Origin of the sequence: Streptomyces litchfieldiae (genome assembly GCF_031845365.1) — a bacterium.
GTDB lineage: Bacteria > Actinomycetota > Actinomycetes > Streptomycetales > Streptomycetaceae > Streptomyces > Streptomyces litchfieldiae.
In genome coordinates this window covers 141,144-165,747 of the sequence record NZ_JAVREL010000017.1, presented here as the reverse complement: position 1 = coordinate 165,747, position 24,604 = coordinate 141,144, and the positions used below count along the sequence as shown (strand labels likewise).

The 24,604-nt window shown below is 73.6% G+C and carries 26 protein-coding genes and 1 pseudogene; 14 read left to right on the top strand and 13 right to left on the bottom strand.

Annotation, left to right across the window (positions count from 1 at the left end):
- Window positions 1-127 precede the first annotated feature (127 nt).
- Window positions 128-607, top strand: a pseudogene (locus RM590_RS26010) (BNR-4 repeat-containing protein); the annotation flags it as partial.
- Window positions 608-629: 22 nt separating this feature from the next.
- Here RM590_RS26010 and RM590_RS26005 read toward each other — a convergent pair.
- Window positions 630-1,634, bottom strand: coding sequence for a LysR family transcriptional regulator (locus RM590_RS26005; protein ID WP_394813973.1), 1,005 nt, complete (start codon window positions 1,632-1,634; stop codon window positions 630-632).
- A gap of 12 nt (window positions 1,635-1,646) precedes the next feature.
- On the opposite strand from RM590_RS26005, the gene RM590_RS26000 reads away from it, so the two are divergent.
- The 3 genes from RM590_RS26000 to RM590_RS25990 all read left to right on the top strand — a co-directional run bounded on the left by RM590_RS26000 (window position 1,647) and on the right by RM590_RS25990 (window position 5,404).
- Complete coding sequence (locus RM590_RS26000) at window positions 1,647-2,504, top strand: serine hydrolase (RefSeq protein WP_311707155.1); 858 nt, start codon at window positions 1,647-1,649, stop codon at window positions 2,502-2,504.
- A gap of 107 nt (window positions 2,505-2,611) precedes the next feature.
- Window positions 2,612-3,601 carry an MBL fold metallo-hydrolase gene (locus tag RM590_RS25995; protein WP_311707149.1) on the top strand — a complete coding sequence of 330 codons (990 nt, stop codon included), beginning with the start codon at window positions 2,612-2,614 and terminating at the stop codon, window positions 3,599-3,601.
- A 198-nt stretch (window positions 3,602-3,799) separates the two neighbouring features.
- On the top strand, window positions 3,800-5,404 hold the full coding sequence (locus RM590_RS25990; RefSeq protein WP_311707148.1) for a tetratricopeptide repeat protein: 1,605 nt from the start codon (window positions 3,800-3,802) through the stop codon (window positions 5,402-5,404).
- Between the two features lie 141 nt (window positions 5,405-5,545).
- On the opposite strand, the gene RM590_RS25985 is transcribed toward RM590_RS25990, so the two are convergent.
- Window positions 5,546-7,024, bottom strand: a complete 1,479-nt coding sequence (locus RM590_RS25985) for a ketol-acid reductoisomerase (RefSeq protein ID WP_311707147.1) — start codon at window positions 7,022-7,024, stop codon at window positions 5,546-5,548.
- Between the two features lie 87 nt (window positions 7,025-7,111).
- Between RM590_RS25985 and ilvY the strand changes: the two genes are divergently transcribed.
- Window positions 7,112-7,972 (top strand): HTH-type transcriptional activator IlvY, encoded by an 861-nt coding sequence (gene ilvY / locus RM590_RS25980; RefSeq protein WP_311707146.1) that lies wholly within the window; start codon window positions 7,112-7,114, stop codon window positions 7,970-7,972.
- Window positions 7,973-8,171: 199 nt separating this feature from the next.
- Here the strand turns inward: ilvY and RM590_RS25975 are convergent, their stop codons facing one another.
- Window positions 8,172-9,197 (bottom strand): hypothetical protein, encoded by a 1,026-nt coding sequence (locus RM590_RS25975; RefSeq protein WP_311707145.1) that lies wholly within the window; start codon window positions 9,195-9,197, stop codon window positions 8,172-8,174.
- Between the two features lie 8 nt (window positions 9,198-9,205).
- On the bottom strand, window positions 9,206-9,820 hold the full coding sequence (locus RM590_RS25970) for a TetR/AcrR family transcriptional regulator (protein WP_311707144.1): 615 nt from the start codon (window positions 9,818-9,820) through the stop codon (window positions 9,206-9,208).
- A 135-nt stretch (window positions 9,821-9,955) separates the two neighbouring features.
- Here RM590_RS25970 and prcB point away from each other — a divergent pair, with 135 nt between their 5' ends.
- A complete protein-coding gene (prcB, locus tag RM590_RS25965; RefSeq protein ID WP_311707143.1) occupies window positions 9,956-10,801 on the top strand; it encodes a proteasome subunit beta in 846 nt (281 codons plus the stop codon).
- A 58-nt stretch (window positions 10,802-10,859) separates the two neighbouring features.
- On the opposite strand, the gene RM590_RS25960 is transcribed toward prcB, so the two are convergent.
- The 3 genes from RM590_RS25960 to RM590_RS25950 form a co-directional block, all read right to left on the bottom strand.
- Window positions 10,860-11,678, bottom strand: a complete 819-nt coding sequence (locus tag RM590_RS25960) for an endonuclease/exonuclease/phosphatase family protein (RefSeq protein WP_311707142.1) — start codon at window positions 11,676-11,678, stop codon at window positions 10,860-10,862.
- A 255-nt stretch (window positions 11,679-11,933) separates the two neighbouring features.
- Window positions 11,934-12,386: a hypothetical protein gene (locus tag RM590_RS25955; RefSeq protein WP_311707141.1), complete on the bottom strand. Its 453-nt coding sequence runs from the start codon at window positions 12,384-12,386 to the stop codon at window positions 11,934-11,936.
- A gap of 59 nt (window positions 12,387-12,445) precedes the next feature.
- Window positions 12,446-12,643 (bottom strand): hypothetical protein, encoded by a 198-nt coding sequence (locus RM590_RS25950; protein ID WP_311707140.1) that lies wholly within the window; start codon window positions 12,641-12,643, stop codon window positions 12,446-12,448.
- A 73-nt stretch (window positions 12,644-12,716) separates the two neighbouring features.
- Here RM590_RS25950 and RM590_RS25945 point away from each other — a divergent pair, with 73 nt between their 5' ends.
- Window positions 12,717-13,664, top strand: coding sequence for a LysR family transcriptional regulator (locus RM590_RS25945; protein ID WP_311707139.1), 948 nt, complete (start codon window positions 12,717-12,719; stop codon window positions 13,662-13,664).
- Window positions 13,665-13,843: 179 nt separating this feature from the next.
- Here RM590_RS25945 and RM590_RS25940 read toward each other — a convergent pair whose 3' ends face one another.
- On the bottom strand, window positions 13,844-14,659 hold the full coding sequence (locus RM590_RS25940; protein WP_311707138.1) for an oxidoreductase: 816 nt from the start codon (window positions 14,657-14,659) through the stop codon (window positions 13,844-13,846).
- A gap of 190 nt (window positions 14,660-14,849) precedes the next feature.
- Here RM590_RS25940 and RM590_RS25935 point away from each other — a divergent pair, with 190 nt between their 5' ends.
- On the top strand, window positions 14,850-15,413 hold the full coding sequence (locus tag RM590_RS25935) for a TetR/AcrR family transcriptional regulator (protein WP_311707137.1): 564 nt from the start codon (window positions 14,850-14,852) through the stop codon (window positions 15,411-15,413).
- Here RM590_RS25935 and RM590_RS25930 read toward each other — a convergent pair.
- On the bottom strand, window positions 15,302-16,384 hold the full coding sequence (locus tag RM590_RS25930) for a pectate lyase (RefSeq protein ID WP_311707136.1): 1,083 nt from the start codon (window positions 16,382-16,384) through the stop codon (window positions 15,302-15,304). The two genes, RM590_RS25935 and RM590_RS25930, sit on opposite strands and share 112 nt — an antisense overlap.
- 132 nt (window positions 16,385-16,516) lie before the next feature.
- On the opposite strand from RM590_RS25930, the gene RM590_RS25925 reads away from it, so the two are divergent.
- The 4 genes from RM590_RS25925 to RM590_RS25910 all read left to right on the top strand — a co-directional run bounded on the left by RM590_RS25925 (window position 16,517) and on the right by RM590_RS25910 (window position 19,317).
- Window positions 16,517-17,608 (top strand): hypothetical protein, encoded by a 1,092-nt coding sequence (locus tag RM590_RS25925; protein ID WP_311707135.1) that lies wholly within the window; start codon window positions 16,517-16,519, stop codon window positions 17,606-17,608.
- Window positions 17,596-18,378: an SAM-dependent methyltransferase gene (locus tag RM590_RS25920; protein WP_311707154.1), complete on the top strand. Its 783-nt coding sequence runs from the start codon at window positions 17,596-17,598 to the stop codon at window positions 18,376-18,378. The genes RM590_RS25925 and RM590_RS25920 overlap by 13 nt, the downstream gene beginning before the upstream one ends.
- A 100-nt stretch (window positions 18,379-18,478) precedes the next feature.
- Window positions 18,479-18,631, top strand: a complete 153-nt coding sequence (locus tag RM590_RS25915; RefSeq protein ID WP_394813972.1) for a response regulator transcription factor — start codon at window positions 18,479-18,481, stop codon at window positions 18,629-18,631.
- 59 nt (window positions 18,632-18,690) lie between these two features.
- Window positions 18,691-19,317, top strand: a complete 627-nt coding sequence (locus RM590_RS25910) for a DUF4291 domain-containing protein (RefSeq protein ID WP_311707134.1) — start codon at window positions 18,691-18,693, stop codon at window positions 19,315-19,317.
- On the opposite strand, the gene RM590_RS25905 is transcribed toward RM590_RS25910, so the two are convergent.
- The gene (locus tag RM590_RS25905; protein WP_311707133.1) at window positions 19,296-20,735 is read right to left on the bottom strand and encodes a GNAT family N-acetyltransferase; all 1,440 of its coding nucleotides are present in this window, start codon (window positions 20,733-20,735) and stop codon (window positions 19,296-19,298) included. The two genes, RM590_RS25910 and RM590_RS25905, sit on opposite strands and share 22 nt — an antisense overlap.
- 103 nt (window positions 20,736-20,838) lie before the next feature.
- On the opposite strand from RM590_RS25905, the gene RM590_RS25900 reads away from it, so the two are divergent.
- Window positions 20,839-21,723, top strand: coding sequence for a LysR family transcriptional regulator (locus tag RM590_RS25900; protein ID WP_311707132.1), 885 nt, complete (start codon window positions 20,839-20,841; stop codon window positions 21,721-21,723).
- Here RM590_RS25900 and RM590_RS25895 read toward each other — a convergent pair.
- On the bottom strand, window positions 21,720-22,616 hold the full coding sequence (locus RM590_RS25895) for a LysR family transcriptional regulator (protein WP_311707131.1): 897 nt from the start codon (window positions 22,614-22,616) through the stop codon (window positions 21,720-21,722). The two genes, RM590_RS25900 and RM590_RS25895, sit on opposite strands and share 4 nt — an antisense overlap.
- A gap of 83 nt (window positions 22,617-22,699) precedes the next feature.
- Here RM590_RS25895 and RM590_RS25890 point away from each other — a divergent pair, with 83 nt between their 5' ends.
- Window positions 22,700-23,761 carry an alpha/beta fold hydrolase gene (locus RM590_RS25890; protein WP_311707130.1) on the top strand — a complete coding sequence of 354 codons (1,062 nt, stop codon included), beginning with the start codon at window positions 22,700-22,702 and terminating at the stop codon, window positions 23,759-23,761.
- A gap of 61 nt (window positions 23,762-23,822) precedes the next feature.
- Here the strand turns inward: RM590_RS25890 and RM590_RS25885 are convergent, their stop codons facing one another.
- The gene (locus tag RM590_RS25885) at window positions 23,823-24,104 is read right to left on the bottom strand and encodes a hypothetical protein (RefSeq protein WP_311707129.1); all 282 of its coding nucleotides are present in this window, start codon (window positions 24,102-24,104) and stop codon (window positions 23,823-23,825) included.
- A 37-nt stretch (window positions 24,105-24,141) separates the two neighbouring features.
- The gene (locus RM590_RS25880; RefSeq protein WP_311707128.1) at window positions 24,142-24,432 is read right to left on the bottom strand and encodes a hypothetical protein; all 291 of its coding nucleotides are present in this window, start codon (window positions 24,430-24,432) and stop codon (window positions 24,142-24,144) included.
- Window positions 24,433-24,604: the final 172 nt, after the last annotated feature.

Below are 24,604 nucleotides of genomic sequence, written 5' to 3'. Positions count from 1 at the left end.
CAACCGCCGCCCCGTCCCGCCATCGATCCCCCACCAGACATGGATCAACAACCCCGCCAAGCGACACCAAATCGAACAACAGAGTTCATAGCATCACATTCGTTTCATTTGACTTGACAGGCACCGCAACGCCGACCACGCCCTGATGAACCAGGAGTCCCAGGCCGTCGACTCCCGCAATCTGCCGCACGCGCTGGTCTCCTACGTCCCGGGCCGATTCGGCCAGTGTGTCGCCGACTACGTCACTGGCCGCATCGCCTACGCCCGCCCGTTCCACGTGTGGCGCGACGCCTCCGGCGCCTGGCACAAGACGGAGGTGCCGGTGCCGATGAACTCCAGCCAGCGCTCCCAACTCGTGCTGGACGTCCACGACAACGCGTACGTCGTCCTGCCCTACGGCCGGATCGCCGCCGCCTCGGCCGCCAGCTCCTGGAGCGCCTGGGCGCTGCTCCACGACGGCGGCCACACGCGCAACGCGTTCGGCGAGGTCGTCGTCGACCGCACGCGGGTGGCCGTGGACGGCGTGCTGTCGTTCCTCTACCAGGAGCGCTCCAGCGGCACCACGCCGTCGGCGCTGCGTGTGGTCGACTTCCAACTGCCGCGCTGAGTCCGCCCGTTCGCCCGCGCGGTCACCGCTCCCGGCCGAACACCACCGACCAGGGCGCCGCCCCCGCGTCCGCCACCAGCGGCGGCGCCGGACGTGCCGCGCCGTCCAGTACCGCGGCGGCGATCTCGGCGAACCGCGGCGCGGCCGGGTGCGGGGAGCGCGCCGGCCAGGCGGCCCGCGTGGTCGCGCGCAACGGGTGCCCGGCCAGCGGGCGCCAGGCCACGCGCGGCTGGCGGCGGGCCGTCTCCTCCGGCAGGAACGCCACGCCGCGCCCGGCGAGCACCAGGCCCAGCAGGAAGTCCGGGTGGCGGGCGTGCCGGACGCACGGCGGCACGAAACCGCCCGCCCGGCACACCTCCACCAGCTCGTCGTACCACTCGGGCGCGGTGGCGCGCGGGAAGAGGATCAGGTCGTGGCCGGCCAGGTCGCCCATCGCCGGCTCGCGCAGCCGGGCCAGGGCCGAGTCCCGCGGCAGCACCACGCCCAGCGGCTCGGACGCCGGCGGGCCGAACCGCAGCCCGGGCTCCTCGGCGGCGCCGCCCGGGCGCAGTACCAGGCCCACGTCCAGGCGCGCCTCGGTGAGCATGCGGAGCTGCTCACCGCTGGTCAGCTCGTGCAGGTCCACCTCCAGCCCGGGCATCCGCTCGGCCAGCAGCCGCAGCAGCCCGCGCAGCGCGGTCGCGGACGTCTCCGGCGAAACCCCGGCCCGCAGCGTGCCGATCGCGCCCTCGCCGGCCTGCGCCATGACCGTGCGCATCCGCTGCTCGGCCGCGAGCAGCGCGCGGGCCTCCGCCACCAGCAGCCGCCCGGCCGCCGTCAGGGCCACGCTGCGCCGCGAACGGTCGAACAGCTCGACCGCCAGTTCGCGCTCCAGCCGCTGTATCGACTGGCTCAGCGGCGGCTGCGCCATGCCCAGCACTTCGGCGGCGCGGCCGAAGTGCAGTTCCTCGGCGACGGCCAGGAAGTGGCGCAGGTGGCGGGAGAGGTCCACGGGGAGACGATAGGACACGTGTCGAACGAACAGCATGAGGTGGCGGCCATCTTCGCCGACGCCGGCGTCGCGGGCCGGCTGCACGTACGGGATCTGGACCACGGCGGCGAGGTGGCCGTCGGGGCGGACGACCGGGTGGTGATCGCGTCCATCTTCAAGATCCTGCTGGTGCTGGAGTTCGCCCGGCAGGCCGTCGCCGGGCAGCTCGACCCGCGGGAACGGGTCCTGGTGCGGACCGGGGACCGGCTGGGCGGCTGGGGCCTGGCCGGCTGCGCGGACGACGTCGAGGTGTCGCTGCGCGACCTGGCGTACTTCACGATGTCGGTCAGCGACAACACGGCGGCCGACCTGCTGCTGCGCCGCGTCGGGCCGGACGTACTGCCGCTGCTGGCCGAGGAGTTGGGGCTGGCGGCCACGCGCGTGGTGGGCGGGCCCCGGCAGGCACTGGAGTCGATGCTGGCGGACGTCGGGGCGCGCGACGCGGACGAGTTCGCCCGGATCTACCCGACGCTGCCGGAGGAACGGCTGCGCGCGCTGCGGGTGTTCGACCCGGAGCACGCCACGTCGAGCACGCCGCGCGAGATCACCCGGCTGCTGGAGCTGATCTGGCACGACGAGGCCGGCCCGCCCGAGGCGTGCGCGCTGGTGCGGGAGTTGATGGGGCGGCAGCTCTTCTGGACCCGGCTGGCCGCGGGCTTCCCGCCCGGGGTGACGGTGGCGGCCAAGACCGGCACGCTGCCCGGCCTGCACATGGAGGCCGGCGTCGCCCGGTACCCGGACGGCGGCCGGTACGCGATCGCCGTCTTCGCGGCCGGCCGGGGGCTGGCCAGCCGCGCGATCGAGGTCGATCTGGCGCTGGGACGCGCGGCGCGGTGGGCCGTTGAACACCTCCGTGACCTGCGGTGATATGCCTTCGGATATCGGAGCGGCGAGCATGTGATCTTGGACAGGCGGGCAGGGGCGGTGATGAGCTCTGGCCTCGACACCGAACCCGACTCGGAGGAGATGCCGACATGTCCGGATCACGATTCGGCCGCCGGGGATTCCTGCGGACCGTGACCGCGGGTACCGCGCTGGCGACCACGGGCGCCGCGGTCACCGGGGCCGTCCCCGCCACCGCGACCGCCACGACCCCGGCCGCCCGGCCGGCCACCCGCGCCGGGCGCGCCACGTTCCGCTGGCTGGGCACCTCCGGCTGGCGCGTCGACACCGGCGAACGGACGCTGCTGATCGACCCGTTCCTCACCCGCTTCGCCACCGGGCTGTTCGACGGGGCCTTCGACCCGGCGACCGAGCTGACCGTGGACACGGAGGCCATCGCCGAGCACGCGGGCACGCCGGAGACCATCCTGGTGACGCACGCGCACTGGGACCACTTCAGCGATGTGCCGCACATCGCCGAGACGACCGGGGCGCGCGTCGTCGGCACCGCGACGACGTACAACCTCGGGCTCGCCTTCGGACTGGACAGCGCCCGGCTCAGCCCGGTCAAGGGCGGCGAGGTCTTCGACTTCGGCGACTGCGTCGTGGAGGTCATCGCCTCTCTGCACAGCCGCAACGCCGCCTACTCCATGGCCTTTCCGGGCGTCCGCACCAGCCCGCCGGCCACCCGGCCCACCACCATCGGCGAACTGCCGGAGGGCGACACGCTGGCCTACCAGGTGACGGTCAAGGGCGGCCCGTCGGTGTTCTTCATGGGGGCCAGCGACTTCGTCGCGCGCAACCTCACCGGACTGGCGCCCGACGTCGCCATGATCGCCATCCCGTCCTCCGACGCCGTCCACGACTACGTCCCCCGCCTCCTCGCGGCCCTGGACCGGCCGGCCACCGTGGTCCCCGTCCACTGGGACCACTTCGAGGTGCCGCTCGTCAACCCGCCCCGGGTTCCGGACGCCAAGACCCAGCGGTACCTGGACGCGTTCCTCGCGGCGGTGCGCCGGGTCGCCCCGGACACGCGGATCCTGCTGCCGGCGTACCTCACGCCGTACTCGTTCTCCGGCTGAGGGCAGCGCTCGGTCACGGCCCGGGGCGGCAACGGCCGTTCGACCGGGGCGAGATGGGGTTCCGGAATCCGATCCGGCACAGTGGGAACCAGGCGACTGCCCGTCACCGTCCGCCTCTGTGCGGGCACTTATCGCACGCACGGCGCATCCGCAGCTCACCCAGCTCCCGTCCCGTCCGCCATTCATGTGGAGGCCGACATGACCGTTCCCGGGGACGACAGACCCTCCTACCCGCCGCCACCCTCGTTCCCGCCCCCGCCGTCACCGCCGCCCTCGCCATCGCCGCCCGTGCCGCCACCGCCGAGGGATCCGCTGACCGCGGCCATCGCCGCGCTGCTCAACCTGAGCGGACTGGGGCTCGGCTACCTCTACCTGAGGCGCTGGCGGCGGGCGATACCCAGTTGGCTGGCCACCGGTGTCCTGCTGTTCGTCGCGCTGCCCGTGTCGGCCGACGGCATCTCCGGCGCCTGGGGCGTGCTGTACGCGGTGTGCCTGGTGGCCGCCGCCGTGGACGGCTGGCGGCTGGGGCGGCCCGAGACGCCCGCCACGACCGTGCCCTGGATCCCGCTCACCACCGGGGTGCTGCTGCTGGCGCTGCCGGCGGCCGGCGTGGTGTGGTTCGACGGCGCCCAGCAGCGGGCCCTGGAGCGGGAGCTCGAGGAGCGGCTGGCCGTCGCCGACCAGCGGGTCGAGGAGGCCAACGGTCAGTTCTTCGGGGAGTCGGAGGACAGTTACCGCGCCGCCCTCGCCGAGTATCTGCGAGTGCGCGGCGACCACCCCGACACGGACGCCGCCGGTGAGGTGCCCGGGCGGCTGGACTCGTTGTACGAGGGGGCCACCGCGGCGCGCGGCGGCGAGGACGTCTGCGCGGGACTGGCCCCGCTGCGGTTCTTCCAGGAACTGCCCGAGGAGTACGACGACTCCGAGGCCGAACGCCTGGCCGGCCGGGCCGGGGAGGACCTGCCGGCGCCGCTGCACGACTGCGGCCTGGCGCGCATCGACCTCGACGACATGACGGGCGCCGAGGAGTCGCTGGGTGAACTCCTGGAGAACCACGGGGAGTCCGAGTACGCCACCGGCCTCCCCGGCGAGCTCGGCGACCGGCAGCGGGCGGCCATGAACGGCATCGGCGGCGACGCGCCCTGCGACGCCCTGGCGGAACTGCGCGGCCTCAACACGCTGTTCGGCCAGCTCCCCGGTTCCGAGTTCGGCCAGCTCGCCGACGACGGCGGCGAGCCCATCCCCGAGGGCCTGTACCAGTGCGGCACCAGCCAGTTCCTCGCCGGCCAGTACGCCGAGGCGGAGACCTCGCTGACCGACCTCGTCGAGAACCACCCCGACCACCGCCGGGTGGACCGGGCCCAGGACATCCTCATCGCCGGCCAGATCGCCGTCGAGTACCCGGCCGCGGGCGAGTCGCTCCCACCGGAGCCGGGCACCACGGGCGGCGCGCCGGTGACGCTGGAGATCCTCAACGACTCGCCCAACGAACTGGAGGTGCTCTACACCGGGCCCCGGACCGGCAGCCAGACGGCGGACGCGTGCGACGGCTGCTCCGTCTACCCGACCGACCCCGGCGACACGTCCTGCTCGGAGAACCGCGACTACCCGACGGTGACCCTCGAACTCCCCGCCGGTGACTACCACTTCCTGCACCGCTCGCTCGACGACTCCACCCGGGTCCTGGCCGAGACCGAGGTGCTGGAGGAGGGCTACATCTACACGATCTGCTCCTATGTCACGGAAGACGACCTGCTCTTCCCCGACTTCGGCGATCTGGACGGCGACGGCACCGACGTCTGACCCCCGACGGCGGCGCCGCCGGGCCCGGCCCCCGGCGCCGCCTCCTGGGCAGGGCGAATCCCCGGCTCAGGACAGGGAGCCGCCGTGAGGGCCGTCGGGCAGTGGAGTCACCCTGGCGGTCCTCGCCCGGACCCGCGGTGTTCAGGCCAGCGAGATGTCCACCGACGGGCGGAGCCGGGCCGCGGCCGCGAGCGCCGTGTGCACCGGGTGCTCGGTGAACGAGGCGATGAGCCCCGGGTCCGCCGGCCCCTCGGCCGCCGGGAACGCGATCTGCTCGTACGCCGCCTGGAAACGCGGCCCCCAGCGGCGCGCCCCGAGCCGGGCCGTCCGCGAGCAGTTGTCCACCATGTACGCCACGTCGCGCGCGTGCATGTACGGCAGCAGCGAGTCCACGGCCTCGATGACCGACTCGTTGACGATCTCCGACCACGGGTGGTCGCGCGAGGCGAACTCGTCGATCTGCGCCATCATCGAGGCCACGAACGCCCCGGCCGTGAACGGGTCGACGGGCAGCTTGCGTTCGGCACGGCGGGCGCGCACCGCCGCGCCCGCCGCCCACATCGGGGAGCCGCCGATATTGGCCATCGGCCGCCCCGACAGCCGCCGTTCGGCGAGGATCACGCTGCGCAGCTCCGTGCCGTCGGCGACCTCGTCGTAGATCTCGGCGACCAGATCGCGCGCCGGGCCGTACACCGCCGAGTACGCCCGGTCGAACGTGTCCCGCCCGGCGGGATCCAACTGCTCGCGGACGGCCGCCAGTCCGGACCGCGAGATGGTGGCGGCGATCGGCCCGGTGATGTTCTCCGGCGCCCGCTCATAGGCCCGCTCCGGCCCGTCACCCGCCAGCCGCCACCGCTGGAAGAGGCTTTCGACGAGGCCGTGGACCGCGCCGAGGAGGATGGCGCGCTCGCCCACGATGTCCGACAGGTACTCGCCCCGGAGCGTGGTGCGGAACGTCCAGGGCGAGCCCAGCGCCACCGACCAGGCCAGGGCCCGGTCCACCGCGTTCCCGTCCGGGTCGGCGTGCACGGCGAAACTGCTGTTGATACCCGCGCCGTTGATGTGCGCGCCCTGCTCGTAGAGGCGGCGCACCGAGTCGCCCATGCCCTTGGGGCAGACCGCGATGACACCGTGCCCGGCGGAGAAGTCGCCGCCGGTGGTGGTGAGATGACCCAGCAGGAAGCCGTGCGAGAGGCCGATGGTGGCGCCCGGCCGCAGCGCCCCGAAGATCTTCTCGTGGTGGGCCGCCAGCGCGGCGTCGGCGATGAGCAGCAGCACCAGATCGCTCTCGGCGGCGACGGTCAGCCAGTCGCCCAGCGTGCCGTTCTCCTCGGTGAAGCCATGGGCGCGGGCGTCGGCGGCCGAGGCGGAGCCCGGGCGCAGCCCGACGACGACCCGGATGCCGCTGCCCGCGAGGGAGTCCCGCAGGTTGCGCGCCTGGGCACGGCCCTGGGGCCCCCAGCCGAGCACGCCGATCTGTTGGACGCCGGCGAACGCCCGGGGCAGGAGCGGGAAGAGGTGCCGGCCGCCGCGCAGGATCGTCTCGGCGCCGCCCGGGACGTTCATCGTCTCCACGGCGAACACGTCGGACGTGAAGTGATTCTCGTTCGGTGAGGTCATGCGTGAGTTGTAGGCTCGCGGCCGGTATTGCGGCAAGCGCAAGATGTGCAGCGGGCCGTTGCGCAAAATGAAAGGAGCTGGTGGGGCGTGCTCGACGACCACCGGGAGCTGCGGCTCTTCGTCCATCTGGCCCGCACGCTCAACTTCGGGCGGACCAGCCTGGAATGCCATGTGAGCCCGGCGACCCTCACCAGGACGGTGCAGCGCCTGGAGGCGCGCGTCGGCCACCGCCTGTTCGACCGGGGCCCGCGCGGGGTGGCGCTGACGGCGGAGGGGCAGCGCTTCCGGGAGTACGCCGAATCCGCCCTGGCGCTCTGGAACGCCTACCGCAGCGAGCGCCCCGCACTCACCGAACTGACCGGCCGCCTGGGCGTGTTCGCGACGGTGACGGCCTGTCAGGCGCTGCTGCCCGAGCTGCTGGCGCCGTTCCGCGCGGCCCACCCGCGGGTGACCATCGACCTGCGGACGGGCGACGCGGCGGCGGCGCTGGCCCGGCTCGACGAGGGGGAGGCCGACGTGGCGGTGGCCGGGATCCCGGCGCGGCTGCCGGAATCGCTGGTCAGCCGCACCGTCGCCACGACCGACCTGGTCCTGGTGACGGCCGCCGACCGGGTGGCCGACGGACCCGACGGACCGTTCGTGCTGCCGCCGCGCGGGCTGGTGCGCGAGGCGGCGCACCGGTGGTTCCGCGGCCGGGGCCAGACGCCCGAGGTGGCCGCGGAGCCGGACGGGCACGAGGCGCTGCTCACCCTGGTCGCGCTGGGCTGCGGCACGGGGATCGTGCCCCGGCTGGTGCTGGACACCAGCATGGTGCGCGACCGGCTGGCGGTCCTGCCGGCCGATCCGCCGCCGCCCCCGTTCACCATCGGCCTGTGCGTGCGCCGCGCGGACCTGCGGCGCCCCCTGGTCGCCGCGCTGTGGAGCCTCACCGAGCCCTCGAAGTCCTGACCGGGGGAGCCCGGCGGAAGGCGGCCCCCCGTCGCCGTCCTCCGCCCCCCCGTGCGGCTCGGCCGGTGAGCGCTCCGGCCGGTATCCACGGTGCTCGCCAACTGCCGTCTCTGGCAAGGGAGATCGGCTGTCCCGGACGGGCGGGCGGCATCGTCGCCGGTGAGCGGGGTGTCCGGAGGCGGGGCCGGACGGCGCCCGGTCAGGCCGCGGCGGCACTCGCGGGCGCCGCGGGCTCCGCCGCATCCGGCCCGGCTCCCTTCCCGGCCGCCCGCTCGCGGCGCACTCCGATTAGGAAGAGCAGGATGCCGCCGACCAGCCAGCAGGTCAGCACGGCCAGGTGGGGACCGCTGCCCGCGCCGTCGAAGAACGACACCGAGCGCAGCAGCGAGCCGCCCGCGCCCGGCGGCAGGTACTGGCCGAACGCGCCCCAGCCGGCGGGCAGCCACTCCGGGCCGCCGGACAGCCCGGAGAGCGGATTGCCCACGAGCACCATCAGCGCCGCGCCCAGCCCGAGGCCGGGGGCGCCGAGCACGCCGCGCAGGCCGATGATGCCCCAGCAGGTGGCGGCCAGGACGAACGTCAGGGCCAGGGCCGTCAGCGGGTAGTCGCCGCCGATGACGCCGAAGCCGTACCGCAGCAGCGCGCTGAGCGCGAACCCGGCCACCACCGCGAAGCCGAAGGCGGCGACGGCACGTTGGCGAGGGCGGGCCACCGCCATGGAGATCGCCATCGCCGCCAGATAGCCGCCGAGCACCAGGGGCAGCGCGCCCGCCGACAGCCCGGTGCCCAGCGGGTCGTCGTCCGTGGTGGGGTACAGATCGGTCACCGGGACGGCCGGCTCGGCCGCGGACCCGGCCAGTGAAGGGGTCAGCCCGCGCAGCGTGTTGGCGATCTGGGTGCTGGCCGCGCCGGCGACCAGCAGCTCCGGCCGCGGCCCGCCGACGACCACGGCGCCGTAGATGTCGCGGTCGCCCATCGCCTGGCGGGCGGCGTCCGCGTCGGCCAGCAGCCGCACGTCGAACGCGCCGGGCTGGGCCTCGTCGATGCGGTCGGCCAGCTCCTCGGCGGCCTCGCGCGGGCCGGCGACGGCGATGGGCACATCGTGCGGGCCGGAGTTGACGGCGGGCAGTACGAAGGCGGTGAGCATCAGGGCCAGCAGCGCGGTGAGACCGAGGACGAGCAGCGGTATGCGGCGGGCCGGGGGAGCGGTCGTGGTGCCGGACATGGGCGCTCCTAACGGGAGTTGCGGGGGCCGGCGGGGTCGATGGTGACGCGGCTCAGCGCCGCGCGGACGGCCTCGGCCATCGGGGTCCCGGGCCGCCGGCCGGCCCAGTGCTCGACGGCGGACCGGGTGGCGGCCAGCGCCACGGCGGCGGCCAGCCGGGGGAACGGGTCGGTGTCGGGGTCGGTGCCCACCCGTTCACCGATGGCGGTGGACAGGGTGGCGACGGCCTCCCGCTCGAACCTCAACTGCTGGGCGGCCAGCGCCGGATGCCCCATCACCAGCTTGATGTGGGCGGCGGCCACCGGGCCGATCTCGTGCTCCTCGGCGGCCATGATGCCGGCGAGCGCGTTCGTCACCGCCTCCCACAGCGGCTCCCCGGCGGGCCGGGCGGCGAGCGCGGCCCGGGCGCGCTCGGCCCGGTCGAAGCTGCCGGCGATGACGGCCTCCTCCTTGGAGGCGAAGTAGTTGTTGAACGTCCGGGTGGAGACGCCGACTTCGGCGGCGATGTCCTCCACGCGCACGGCGTCCCAGCCGCGCTCGACGGCCATCCGCATCGCTGTCCGGGTCAGCGCGCGGCGGGTCGCCTCCTTCTTCCGTTCGCGGAGTCCTGGTGCTTGGGTCACACGGCCAGCCTATAGATTTTTTTCCGAGTCAGCAAATTTTCTGAGTGGGAAAGATCGCTGGCGCACGCATGGTGCCGGCCCTCACGTGGGCATACGCCTACGATGGGCCGAGTCCGCAAGCGGAAGGGGAGAGCCGTGTCTGCCGATGTCTCCGACTGGGGTCAACTGCCCGCCGGGTTCCTGGCGCCGGGCCCGCCGTCGTTCCTCGACTTCCTGGCCCGCCATGTGCCCGAGGCGCTGCCCGCCCGGGAGGCGCTGCCCACGACCGGCGCCGCGCCCCAACTCCCGCACGGGACGACGATCGTGGCCGCCGCCTACGCCAATGGCGTGCTGCTGGCCGGCGACCGCCGCTTCACGCAGGGGAACCTCATAGCCCACCGCGACGGCGAAAAGGTCTTCCCCGCCGACGAGTTCTCCGCCGTCGGCATATCCGGCACGGTCGGCCTGGCCGTGGAGATGGTCCGGCTGTTCCAACTGGAGCTGGAGCACTACGAGAAGGTCGAGGGCGTGCCGCTGTCGATCGTCGGCAAGGCCAACCGGCTGACCGCGATGATCCGGGGCAACCTCGCCATGGCGATGCAGGGCCTGGCCGTCGTGCCCCTCTTCGCCGGCTACGACCTCAGCGCCGCCCGGGGCCGGATCTTCTCCTACGACATCAGCGGCGGCCACTCCGAGGAACGCGACTTCGCCGCCACCGGATCCGGCTCCCTCTTCGCGCGCGGCGCGCTGAAGAAGCTCTACCGGCCGGACATGTCCGAGGCCGACATCGTCGCCGCCGTCATCCAGGCGCTGTACGACGCCGCCGAGGAGGACACCGCCACCGGCGGCCCCGACCTGACCCGGCGCCTCTTCCCGGTCGTCACGGTGATCACCGGGGACGGCTACCGCAGGCTCACCCACGAGGAGACGGCCGAGGCGGCGCGCGCCGTTCTCGACCAGCGCCTCGACCGCCCCGACGGCCCCCGCGCCGAGCTGTCGTAGTCGGTGTGACCGCAGGCCTGCCCGGACCCGCGCGCCCGCCGGGTCCGGGCGGCCCGGGTCAGTCCAGCAACTCCGCGACCACCGCGGCGTGATCGGAGGGCCAGACGCCGTTCACCGGGCCATCCCCGGCCCGGCGCGCCGAACGCGCCCCCGCCAGGCGGTACGGCGTCGGCAGGCCCACCATGATGTAGTCGATCCGCGCCCGGAAGCCGGCCGGGCCGGCGACCAGCGGATTGGCCGGATCCCAAGTGGCCCACGGCATGCCCGGATCCGCCGAGCGCCAGGCGTCCACCAGCACCTGGCCCGGCACCACCGGCGCGGTCAGCGAACCGCCGAGCAGCCGCACCTCGTCCGAGTCCGGCTCGGCGTTGAAGTCGCCGGTCACCACCGGCGGATGCGCGTCGTCGCCGCCCGCGTGCGCCGCGACGAACCGCGCCAGCGCGCGGACCTGCTCACAGCGCACCGCCGAGCCGCCCTGCGCCGAGTGCAGATGCGTCGTGAAGAACGGCACCGGTGACCGCTCCGCCTCGATCAGCGCGTACAGCGCCACCCGCACCTCGTCCGGGCCGCCGGCCACCGGCAGCCGCTCGGTCGCGGACCGCGCGATGGGCCACCGGCTGAGCACCGCGTTCCCGACGCCGGGCAGTTCGCCGCCCAGCCGCGCGCGCCAGTGGGGCAGGGGCGCGCCGGGCGCCCAGGCCCAGTGCATCCCCAACTCGTCCGCCAGCCAGCCGGCGAGGTTCTCCCCGCCGTCCTCCCAGACCTCCTGAAGGCCGCAGATGTCGGGCCGTTCCTCCCGCAGCACGGACAGGATCGCCTCCCGGCGCCGCTCCCACTCGCCGAACCGCCACCACAGATTCCAGGTCAGGATGCGCACCCCACGATGCTAGGGCCTGTCCGGAGTCCCCGCCCGGGCCCGCGACGCCAGCCACGGCACCTCGCTGCTCCCCCAGCTAACGCTGGGAGGTGCCCCCAGCCGAATCGCGCAAATACGGCCAAGTATGAGCTGCGATCCGGCGCCTTGCGATGCACCCCCGTCGTGGGGGTACCCCCCAGGCCCCTGAGAGCCTGGGGGAGCCAAGGGCTGATCCGACCAGGAACTCCGGACAGGCCCTAGGCGCGTGCGCCGGGCTCACCGTGCCGGGCGGCCCGCCCCGTTCCTGCCCGGGCCCGGGGCGTCCCACCAGTTGAACAGCAGCTCCCCGAGGGTGCCCGGGCGCCAGGTGACGACCGCCGCCCGGTCGGCGGCGTCCAGCGCCTGGAGGTCCACCGCGGACAGCGGCGTGGTCAGTACCCGAGGGCTCAGCACGCGCAGCCTGTACCAGGCGAACACCTCGGCCCAGGCGGGCGGTTCGCGGTAGTGCAGCACCGCGGAGCCGGGGAACGGCGGCGGCGCCGTGAAGGCGACGAAGCCGCCCCGGGAGCGGCAGATGATCCGGTGCCGCATGGCGCTGTCGCGCATCGCCGCCGCGTGGAAGTTTGGGGCGCCGGCTGCCTCGGTCAGCTCGTAGAACGTCACGCCCGGCGTCCGGCGCGCCGCCTCGTGGCACGCCCGGCGGAACATCCCGAGCGTCGGGTCGCCCACCACCCTCCTCACCCCCTGTGCTTCTCAACTCCCAAGAAGCTTAGGGGATATGGGCGAGGTCAGTAGCAGTCAGGGCAGCTCGGGGTGTGGCCCCCGGCGGTCAGCGGCCGGGTGCGCGGATCGTCGGGCGCGAAGACCATCCGCAGCCGGCCGCAGGTGCAGCGGAGCCAGACAACGGTGCCCTCGCCGGTGGCGTGGCGGGAGAGCTCGGTGGGGGCCTCTGTGGCGTTTCGGAAGGAGTGTGTCGTGATGGTCATGCATCGAGTGTCGGCCAAGAGAACCGTGCACGTCCATTGCACGTTTCCGCGCATGTATGTGCAGAATGATTGCATGATTGACTTCCGCCGACTTGAGGTGCTGCGGGCCGTCCACCGGCATGGCACGGTCACCGCGGCGGCGGCCGCGCTGCACCTCACCCCGTCCGCCGTGTCCCACCAACTACGCGAACTCGCCCGAGAGTTGAAGGTTCAGCTCGTCGAGCCCCAGGGCCGCCGCATCCGCCTCACCGGCGCCGCGCACCTCGTCATGCGGCACGGCGACGCGCTGCTGGCCCGCTGGGAGGAGGCCGAATCCGCGCTGGCGGCCTTCCGCGCCGGCGAGGCCGGGCTGCTGCGCGTCTGCGGCTTCCCCAGCGCCGTCACCGGGCTGATCGCCCCGGCCACCGCGCTGCTGCGCAAGCGGCATCCGGGCCTGACCGTCGAGGTCACCGAGTGCGAGGCGCCCGCCGGCTTCGACCTGCTGATGTCGACCGACGCCGACATCGCCGTCCTCGCCCCGCCCGACAGCTTCCCGCCCCCGGGCGACTCCCGCTTCGACCAGCGGCCCCTGTTGGAGGAGCCCTTCGACCTGCTGCTCCCCACCGGCCACCCACTCGCCGGACGCGCGTCGGTGCACCTGGCCGAAACCGCCACCGAGGACTGGGTGTTGCCCCTGCCCGACAGTTGCGACCACAACCGGCGGGTGATGGTCTTCTGCGCCATGGCGGGCTTCACGCCCCGCATCGCGCACCACGTCCAGGAGTGGTCCGCCATCGCCGCGATGGTCTGCCACGGCCTGGGCGTCAGCCTCTACCCCCGGCTGTCCCAGATCCCGGCCGGCCTCCCCGTGACCCGCGTCCCGGTCACCGGCGAGGGCCCGATGTTCCGCCGCATCCTCACCTGCGTACGCGGCGGCAGCGCCGACCACCCGATGATCCGCCACGGCCTTGAGGCGCTCACCGAGGTGGTCGCCAGTAACCCCACGCTCACCCCCAACCGCCCGGCGGGAGCGCTCAGTTGAAGACCGGCTCAACGGCGGATGGGGCAGCTCCGGGTGGAGCGACGCCTCCGCCCGGCCCGGCCCCGACCTGGAGGGCTGGTGTCGTCCGCGAGGAGCTCGTGGGCGTCGACGGCGATGCCGTCGACGGCGAGACGGGCAGGTCCACTCGCAGCAGGCCGAGAGCCTCGGCGGCGCGGGCGTCAGGCGGGCAGTCGGTTGAGCTTGCGTAGCTGCTGGTCGAACATCCGGGAGGGGACGATGCGGCGCATGGTGTGGACGCGTCCGGTCCGTGCGCCGGCGGCGTAGCGCAGCTTCGGCTTGGAGTCGGTCGCCGCCGCGACGATCTGCCTGGCGACGACGGCGGGGTCGTCGCCGTCCCTGACGGCCCCCGCCATGTACTCCTCGAAGATGTGCCGCTGCCTGGCGTAGACCTGAAGAGGCCGGTCGGTCTGCACGCTGTTCGCCTCGAACGCGGTGCTGGTCCAAGCCGGTTCGACGAGCAGGACCCGGACGCCGTGCTCACGGACCTCGTGGTCGACGGACTCCGAGTAGCCCTCGACGGCGTGCTTGGAGGCGGCGTAGACCGCCATGTAGGGCTGCGGCACGAACCCGACGATGGACGAGATGTTGATGACGCGCCCGCCGCCCCGGGCGCGCATGTGCGGCAGGACGGCGTTCGTCATGCGGATGACGCCGAAGACGTTGATGTCGAAGACGCTCTGCGCCTGTGCCACGGAGGTCTCCTCGGCGGCGCCCGCCGAGCCGATGCCGGCGTTGTTGACCAGGACGTCGATCCGCCCGAACCGGTCGATCACCTGCTGGACCGCCGAGGCGACCGACGTGTCACTGGCCACGTCGAGGTCGACGAAGGTGACCCCTGGGCGCGGGGTGACGTTAGCCGTGTCGCGGCTGGTCCCCACCACCTCGAAGCCGGCTGCGGCCAGCGCGAGAGAGGCTGCCTCGCCAATGCCGGAGGAAGCGCCCGTCACGAGGGCTACCGGCCGTGTTGTCGTCATCGTGGGCTCCTGACTCATCGGATCGCGTTCGTCTTGCCGTGGGTGGGGCCGTGGGTACGGCGCTCCCTAAGCTGTATCTCGAATGTATCAGATTATCGAGCAGTAGAAGCATATGCGAATCAATTAATGGGTGACTCGTAGCTGATGCGTATCCTGTAGGGGGTCAGGAGCCACGAGACGGGAGACAGTCATGGGCCGAGCGCTGCGGGCCGATGCCGAGCGCAGTGTGCGCGCGATTCTGGAGGCGGCCGAGCGAGTGCTCGCCGACGACCCGGGCGCCTCCATGGAGCAGATCGCCGAGGCCGCCGGCGTGACCCGGATCACGGTGCACCGGCGGTTCGCCAATCGGCAGGCGCTCATGGAGGCGCTCGCCGTCTCCGCGATGCGACAGCTTGTCGACGCTATCGAGGACGCCCGCCCCAACGCCGCTCCCGCGTTCGTGGCGCTGCACCGCGTGACCGCGAACGCCCTACGGGTCAAGAGCGCCTGGCGGTTCGCGCTCGGCAACCCCGAGGCCGACGCCGGCGCCGCGGCCGCCATGTGGGCCGACATCAACGCCCGCGCCCTCGACCTGCTGAGCCGGGCGCGGCGCGAGGGTCTGCTCGACCCGGCCGCGGACCTGGAGTGGACGCGCCAGGTGTACTACGCCCTGCTGAGTGAGGCCCTGAAGAGGCCCGGTGTGGACCAGGATCCGGACGCGCTGGCCACACTGGTGATCGACACGCTGCTGCACGGCGCGGGACCGCGCGACTGAGTCGGCTTCGTGAGGGTGGCGACACCACCCGCGCGCCGGCGCGTTGTCAGGCTCGGGTGAGGCGCAGCAGCAGCGCCGTCGGGGTGCGGGGCAGCGTGACCGTCAGTTCGCCCCGTTTCCGGTGACCGGGCCGCCGTGTCCGGGGCCGGCGCCGGGTACAGGATCTCCGCACGCACCGGCTGCCCGGCCAACTCCGGGAGCGGCAGCGTTCGTTGGGGCTCCCCGCCGTGCCGCCACACCGTCACGCACGAGACCTCGCCCGCGCGCAGCCCGAGGGCCGGCCGGGGCATCTCCTCCACCGTGCCCGGCGCCTCCGGGAACCGCTGCGGCCAGCCGCCGTCCGCACTTCCGCCCCGGAACTGGGCGCGCAGGACGAACCCGATGGCCCGCTTCAGCGCCTGGCCGAACCGCCGGTCGCGCCGCTCCAGATACAGCCACAGCAGCAGTTGGCCCGCCGAGGACGTGCCCGCGTCGTCGAACGTGGCGTTCCCGTAGTAGTGCTGGAACTCCTCCAGCCGCCAGCCGTTCGCCCCGACGGTGGCGTACCACTCGCGCAGTGCTCCCTCGCCCGCGAAGTCGTGCACGTAGTTCCAGCCGCCGGACGGCAGTTGGGCCGCGACCAGGGCCCGCCCGGTGCGCTCCGCCGCCCGCCGGAAGGATTCCTCGCCGGTGGCGTGGTACGCGTCCAGCAGGCAGTGCCCCATCACCGGGGTGCCCGGCGGCTGCACCCAGCACATTGACCGACGGGCCGTCATCTCGCCCCAGCTCGCGGAGAGATCGGGCAGATAGCTCCAGACGTACGCGCCCCGGTAGGACACTTCCTCATCCATGAACGTGGCGGCCCGCCGCATCGCCCGCACCACCTCGTCCCGGCCGCGCGCCCGGGCGGGACGCGCCGTGGCCAGCCCCAGCCCGGCGCCCGCGACGGGCAGGGCGGCCGCACCCATGAACGTTCGTCGGCTCAGAGTCATGTCCACGTCGTACCGGCCCGAAGGGCTACTGCGGGTTCGCCAACAAGAATCTTGCTCACGTATGTGAACATGACGATCCCCCGCCCGGGAAAATCCCTGGTGGATCCCGGACCGATCGCCGATGATGCGGGGATGCCCGAGCACGCGTCCACCGGCGAGCGGACCGGTAGGCCGCTGGAAATCGCCTGCGACGAGTCCGGCTCGGACGGGGAGAATCTCACGAGCGGGAACACGGACGTGTTCGCCCACGCCGGGGTGTGGATGCCCACCGCGACGGCGGCCGGGCACCTGCTGGAGATACGGGACCGGATCCGTTCCCCCGCCGAGGAGTACAAGGCGAACCATCTGCTCCGGGAGAAGCACCGGCCGGTCCTGGAGTGGCTGCTCGACCCGGCGGGCCCGCTCGCCGGGCACGCCCGCGTCCAGTTGATCGAGAAGGCGTTCTTCGCCGTCACCCGAGTCGTCGAACTCCTCGCGGGCGGGGACGGCCAGGACACCGGGGACATCGCCCGCACCCTGTACCGGGAGGGCCGCATCGCGTACGGCCCCACGCGCTGGCGGGCGTTCCTGATCGCCTGCAACGACCTGATGCGCGGCCGGAACCGCTGGGACCCGACCACGCCCGTCGACTCGTTCTTCCACATGCTGGACCTGCTGCCCACCGCCGGTGCCCCCGGCCAACTGGGCGAGATCGCCGACCTGTTGCGGCGGGCCAGGCCCCGGGCCGAGGCGTACCGCGAGCGCATCTTCCACGTTCCGGAGCCGAGTCCGGTGCTCGATCCCCTGATCCCGGCGATCGTCCGCACCGTCGCCCACTGGAGCGCGGGCGGCCGGCCCGTCTTCCTCATCCACGACCGGCAGAACACGCTGACCGAGGAGCGCCTCGCCACGCTCGGTGAGACGCTGGGCACCGCCTATGGCCTGACCGGGCTGCGGCTGGTCGCCGCCCGCTCGGACCCCCGCGTCCAGCTCGCCGACTTCCTCGCGGGCGTGGCGCGGAAGATCGCCTCCGACGAGCTCAACTCCCGGGGCGACGCGCGGCTCACCGCGCTCCTGCGGCCCTTCGCCGACACCGGCCCGCACTGGGGCGACGAGCGCAGCGAGGCCCTGCTGACGTCCGGCGCGCCGGACGGCCCCGACGGCGCCCCGCCCACGTTGGCCGGCGATCCCCGGCGCGCGAGAGGCGGCGCGGGCGCCGGAGGCGTGTCATCATCCTCCGGGTGAGTGTGGACGCGAGTGTGGCGCACAACGCCAGGGTCTGGGACTACTGGCTGGGCGGACAGGACAACTACCTGGTGGACCGCCAGGTGGGCGACCACATTCGCGGCGTCTACCCCGAGATCGTGCAGGTCGCCCGCGCCGACCGGAGGTTCCTGGGGCGGGCCGTGCGCCACCTGGCGGGCAAGGCCGGGATCCGGCAGTTCCTCGACATCGGCACCGGGCTGCCGGCGGTCGAGAACACCCACCAGGTCGCCCAGAGCCAGGCGCCCGACGCCCGGGTCGTCTACGTGGACAACGATCCGCTGGTGCTCGCGCACGCCCGGGCGCTGCTCGTCGGCACCCAGGAGGGCGTCACCGACTACATCGACGCCGACGTGCACGATCCCGAGCCGATCCTGCGCGCTGCGAGCAAGACCCTCAACTTCGAACAGCCGGTGGCGATCATGCTGCTCGGCATACTCAACTTCGTGCTGGACACCGAGGAGGCGGTCGCCGTGGTGACCCGCCTCGTGGACGCGGTGCCCTCCGGCAGCTACCTGGTGCTCACGCATCCCACCACGGAGCTGGGCGGCGCCGCGAACGAGGAGGCCATGCGCTTCTGGAACGAGAACGCAGTCCCGCCGATCACCGCGCGCAGCGGCGCGGAGATACGCCGCCTGCTGAGCGGCGTTGAGCTGCTGGAACCGGGCCTGGTGTCCTGCTCCGAGTGGCGCGCCGAGGAGGAAGGCCCGCCGCGCGTCGCCCAGTTCGGCGCGGTGGGCCGCAAGCCCTGACCGAGTGCGGTCCGCGCGAGGTGCCGGAAGTCACCAGCGGCGGGGCCGTTCGGCAGGTGCCGATCGGCCCGAGGCCCCCCGTCGCTGTCGCTCCCGGCCGGTGCCGCCCGGCCGGACCAACCGGGAGATCGCCGCCGAGCTGTACCTCAGCGAGGGCACCGTCAAGAACTACATCTCCCGCATCCTGGGCCGCCTCGGGCTGCGCGACCGCACCCAGGCCGCACTGCGCGCCCGCGACCTCGGACTGCTGTGACACCGGCGGTGACCGTTAATCGGGGGCGGGGTGCCGCCCCGGCCCCCTACCGTTCCCCCATGTCCCAACCGAAGTACCGGATACGGGCGTCGCACACCGACGCCACCATCACCGTCTACCAGGCGTATCCGCCGGCGATCGGCCGGGCCGCGGCGCGTACGGGCCGGTTTCCCGCCACGTGGAAGCGGGACCGCATGACCTGGGTCAAGCCGTCGTTCCTGTGGATGATGTACCGCTGCGGCTGGGGCACCAAGCCCGACCAGGAGACGGTCCTGGCCGTCGAGATCACCCGGGAGGGCTTCGCCTGGGCGCTGCGCCACGCCTGTCTGTCCCACTACGTGCCCGGGACGCACGCCGATCCCGCCGACTGGCGGCGGCAGTTGGGCCGGGCACCGGCCCGCGTCCAGTGGGACCCCGAACGCGACCTGTGGCTGCGGCCGTTGGACCACCGCTCGCTGCAACTCGGCCTGTCCGGGCCGGCCGCCCACCGCTACGCCGACGAATGGATCGTCGGCATCACCGACGTCACCCCGCTCGCCCACCGGATCCACGCCCTGGTGCGGGACGGCGACCTGACCACCGCGGCCGGCCTGCTCCCGGCTGAACGGCCCTACCCGGCCGGCGACTTCCCGGCCATCCTGCTGGGCGGCCAGGCACCCCGTTCTCAGGGAGTCCGGATCCGGTAGTGGTAGGTGTGCGACGTCGTGAAGCCCAGGCCCTCGTAGAGCCCCCGGGCCGGGACGTTGTCCTCCTCGACCTGGAGGTAGAGGCGGGGCGCGCCCTGCTCCAACGACCGGCGGGCGGCGGCGGCCAGGACGGCGGTCGCCACGCCCCGGCGCCGGTGGCCGGGGTGCGTGGCCATGCAGAACAGACCCGTCCAGCCGTCTTCCGTGACCGTCAGCCCCAGGCCGGTGGTGCCGTGGGCGAGCAGCGCCGCGCCGGACTCGATGCGGCCGATGACGGTCATGCTGTCGGCGTGGCCGTTCACCGCCTCGAACAGCGCGGGCCAGCGGGATGTGTCGGCCACCCGCTCGACCCCGGCGGGGTCCCCGGCCGCGGCCAGCACGGCCTTGGCGTCGGCGGTCATGACGAGCGTTCCGGCCGTCCTGGTGTAACCGCGGTCCGCCAGGAGCGTGTCGAGCTTCCGATGATGTTCGGCGGGGCTCACCTGAACGGCCACCGGCATGGCCCGCTCCGCGTAGAAGTCCTCCAGCGCCGGGACGGAAGGGGGCGCGCCGAGGAGGGGCAGCGCCGAGTTGGAGCGCTTGCGGTTCCCCTCCGGAGTGTGGCGCAGCAGCCAGCCGTCGCGTTCCTCGACGTGCCGGGCGGGCCAGGCGCGGGCGGCGCGCCGCTCGATCCGCCACGGGCGGGACGCCTCGCACAGCCGGACCAGTTCGGGCACAAGACGCCGGAGCATCGCCTCGTCCGCCGGGTCGGCGGGCGCGTACTCGGTGATGCCCAGGCCGACGATCTCGTGCTCGGCGGCCAGCGCGGCGACCGCCTCGGTCAGCTCCCGCGGGGACATGCCGCCCGGTTCCGGGTAGCCGACCGAGGTGATGCCCTCCAGGACGTCGAGGTCCACATGGATGTACAGGACCGCGCCCTCGTCGACGGTCGACGGGCCGCCGATGCCCGTGCGCCGGATGTAGTCGGCCTCCGCCGGGTCCAGCGCGCGCGTTCCGGCCAGGGCGATCTGGTCCGGGCGCAGCGCGGGCGAGGGCACCAGGTCGGCGGGGCCGGTGCCCGTGAGCGTGCGGAGGACCATGCCGTGGAAGGCGCCGGAGGGCGAGGTGGCGGGGGAGTTGAGGTCGCCGTGGGCGTCGAACCACACGACGTTCAGCCGGTCGCCGTGCCGGCGCAGCGCGGCGGCGACCGGTTCGAGCTCGACGCCGCAGTCCCCGCCGACCGTGACGACGAGGCCGTCGGCGGGCAGCGCGCCGCGGACCCGGCGCGCCGTCTCCGCGAGGGTGCCGCCGGTGTCCACCCGGATGTGGCGCCGGGCCCCGGGAATCATCGCGGCCAGCCGGGCGGCGCCCTCGACCAGCGCGGGTGCGGTGGGTGACCCCGAGCCCTGCCACTGGGGGACCTCGACGACAGTCGGCATCCTGCCCTCCTCGCATGGAATCTTCCGGCTGGGCGGCAGTGTCGCGCGGACCGGTCGGCAACGTCCACTTAGTGTTTCTGCGGCAACCGATAAGGTCAGCTTTGTGTTTGACCCGACCAGGCTCCGCCTGCTGCGCGAGTTCGCCGAGTACGGCACGATGACCGCCGTGGGCGAGGTGTGCGGCATGACCTCGTCCGCCGTCTCGCAACAGCTCGCCACGCTGGAACGCGAGGCCGGGGTAAGGCTGTTCGAGCGCGCCGGGCGCCGGGTCCGCCTCACGGCCGAGGGGGAGCGACTCGTCCGGCACGCGCACCTCGTGCTGAACGCCTTGGACGCCGCGGAGCAGGACCTCCGCTCGGCCGCCACCCCGCGCGGCCCCGTCCGGGTCGCCTGCTTCGCCACCGCCGCCGTCCACCGCGTGCTGCCCGCGATCGCCGCCGCCCGGACCCGCCACCCGGAGCTGCGCGTGATCCTCCACGAGCTCGAACCGCGCGAGGCCGCCGAGGCACTTCGCGACGGAAGCTGCGACCTCGCGGTCACCTTCACCTACAGCCTGATCCCCGAGGACCCCCCGCCCGGCGTCCTGCGGCGAACGCTGGGCGGGGAGCCCATCCTGATCGCCCTCCCCGGAGACCACCCGGCCGCGTCCGCCGAGGTGGACCTGCGCGACCTGCGCGAGGACCACTGGATCGCCGGCTCCCGGGGCACCACCGACCACGAGATGCTCGACCGCGCCTGCGCCCTGGCCGGCTTCCGCCCCAACGTCGTTCACACGGCCGACGACTACGCGCTCGCCCTGCGCATGGTCGGCGAGGGCCTGGGCGCGAGCCTGGTCCCCGAACTGGTCGCCACGGTGGTCGGCGTCCCCGACGGCGTCGTGCTCCGCCCGATCTCCACGGTCGGGATCACACGAACCACCCACGCGTCGGCCCGCACCACGACACCGGCCGTCAGCGCGGTGCTCGACCTGCTCGGCGCGGCGGGTTAGCCCGGGGGCGGGGGTGCCGCCTCGACAAGGGCGGCCAGGGCCGCCGAACTGGCTGGCGTCGGCTCGTTCTCCGGCCAGGTCACCGCCAGATCCGCCATCGGCGGATCGGCCAGCGGCCGGAACACCACCCCGCGCCGGACCACCGCCCGCTGGGACGACGGCACAAGCGCCAGCCCCAGGCCGGCGGCGACCAGCGCCGTGATCGTCTGCATCATCACCGCCTCCTGGGCCACCCGAGGTGGCGCGCCGCCCCCGGCCCGGCAGTAGTCCACGATCAGGTCGTACAGCCAGGGGCCGCGCTCGCGCGGGAAGAGCACGAACGGTTCGCCCGCCAGATCGGCCGGCGTCAGCACCGCCCTCTCAGCGAGCGCGTGATCGCCCGGCACCGCCGCCACCAGCGGCTCCCGCGCCACCAGCCGCGTCCGCAGCCCGGGCACGGGGGGCGACGGCGGGCGCAGCAGCCCCAGATCCAGGTCGCCCCGGCGCAGCGCGGCGACCTGTTCCGAGCTGGTCATCTCCCGCAGGACCAGGCGCAGTTCGGGATGGCGGGCGCGCAGCGCCGGGAGCGCCCGCGGCAGCAGCTCATCGGTGGCTGAACCCACGAAACCGAGGATGACCCGGCCGGCCTGCCCGGCCGCCGTGCGCCGCGCGACGCGGGCGGCCCGCCCGGCGCGCGCCAGCGTCTCGCGGGCCTCCGGCAGGAACGCCGCCCCCGCCGCGCTCAGCGACACCCGCCGCGCCTCACGGGTGAGGAGGCGGGCGCCGAGGTCGTTCTCCAGCCGCTTGATCTGCTGGGACAGCGCGGGCTGGGTGATGCCCAGGCGCTCGGCGGCCCGGCCGAAGTGCAGTTCCTCGGCCACGGCGAGGAAATATCTGAGCTGCCGCAACTCCATGACCTCAACCTATAAGCGGGAGTTGGCGGGCGGCCCGTCGGCGTTGATTGTTCGGGCCGCCCGCGCTTTCTACCGTCGCCCTCATGCGCAGACGACACCTCCTCGGCGCGGGAACCGCCCTCGCGCTCGCCACCGCCGTCGCCCCCGCCGCGGCCCGGCCGTCCCCCGACGGACTGCGGCGCACCGACCTGTGGACGGGCGGCGAGGGCGGGCCGCGGATCCATGTCCGCGAGATCCTCGCCCCCGGCGCCGGCCGCGCGGCCCGGCCACTGCTGCTGGTGCACGGCGCCCGCCCGGACGGCACCAGCGCCTTCGACCTGCCCGTGCCGGGCGGCTCCCTGGCCGCCGACCTGGCGCTCGCCGACCACGCCGTCTACGTCATGGACATCCGCGGCTTCGGCTCCTCCGACTACCCGGAGGAGATGAGCCAGGAGCCGGTGGCCGGGGCGCCGCTCGTGCGGTCCAACGAGGCGGTCGCCGACATCAACGTCACCGCCGCGTTCATCCGCCGACGGCGCCGCACCGAGCGGCTGGCGGCGCTCGGCTGGGCGACCGGCGGTCACTGGCTGGGCATGTTCGCGGCGCTCCACCCCGACGCCCTCGACGCGCTGATCATCCTCAACGCGCTCTACTCCGGCACCAGTTCCTGGCCGTTGCAGGCCGAGCTCGAGGACCCCGAACGGCCCGGCCACCCCCGACCCCAACCCGGCTGGCGGGCGGTCACGGCCGACTCGCTCACCGCCCGCTGGGACAACGAGAACCCCGGCGACCGGCGCGACCCGGCGGTCGTCGACGCCTACCGCCGGGCGGCACTGGCCGCAGACCCCACCAGCGCGGCCCGTACCCCGCCGAGCTTCCGCAACCCCACCGGGCCGCTGACCGACGCGTTCTATCTGGCACAGGGCAGACAGTTCTACGACGCCAGCCTCATCCGGGCCCGCACCCTCGTGCTGCGCGGCGAGGCCGACTTCTGGTCCCGCCCGGAGGACAGCACCCGCCTCCTGGACCACCTCACCAGCGCCCCCGAGGCCCGCGCGGTCACCCTGCGAGGCGCCTCGCACTACACCCACCTGGAACGCGCGCCCCACGGCAGGGACGAACTCCTCGCCGAGGTGACGGACTTCCTCGGCGGCGGGGGACGCTGAGGGGGGCCTGCCGGCTGGGGGAAGCGCGAGGTCAGCGCCGCCGAATCGGCCCGCAGCGCCTTCAGAAATCCGGCGTGGTCACCAGCCTGGCGCCGGCCGTCACGGCGGCGGCGGCCGGGCCGGTGAGTGCGATCTTCGCGTTGTGCGGGGGGTCGAGCAGATCCACGAGGCGTTCGTATCTCTTGATCCAGTCCAGCCGCAGCACGGCGCCCGGGTCCGCGCCGGCGACCGTGAGGCTAATGCCGGGTGCCGCGGCGCCCGACAGGCTGCGGACCACGCAGACCACGCTGTCCCCGTCCGCGCTCACGACATGGTCGACACTGAGTTCAACGACATCCGGCACGTCGTGCTTCCTCCGTGAACCGGGCACCGCCCGGTTGTCAGTGGTACTCGTCGGTGTAGACATCGATGTGCTCGGGGGCGTGGCCGCTGGAGAGCGCGCTGGGCTCGTGCACCGAACCCTCCGGATCCTCCAGCCAGTACAGCGCCCCGGCGGCCACGAAACCGGTGCTCGTCCCGCCCCGGAGCCGGTAGATCCGGCGATCTCCCACGTCGCAGCCGAGCAGTTGGAGGAAGCGTTCGGCCTCCTCCTCCGTGGCCTCGGCGATGTCCAGGGAGTAGTAACTGTCCGCCACTGCGAGTGCCGCGACGTCTTTGAACTGGATATCCACCAGGGAATCGTGCCGGAGAGCGACCCCCTGGTGATATCCCTGCTGGGCGCTGCGGAAGACCAGCTCTCCATGGGAGCCTCCGGTGCCACCGAGATGGAACTTTCGGCCGGTGAAGGACACCGGGAGGGCGTGTTTTCTCAGCATTCGTGTCTCCGATTGCGGATCGCGTGCC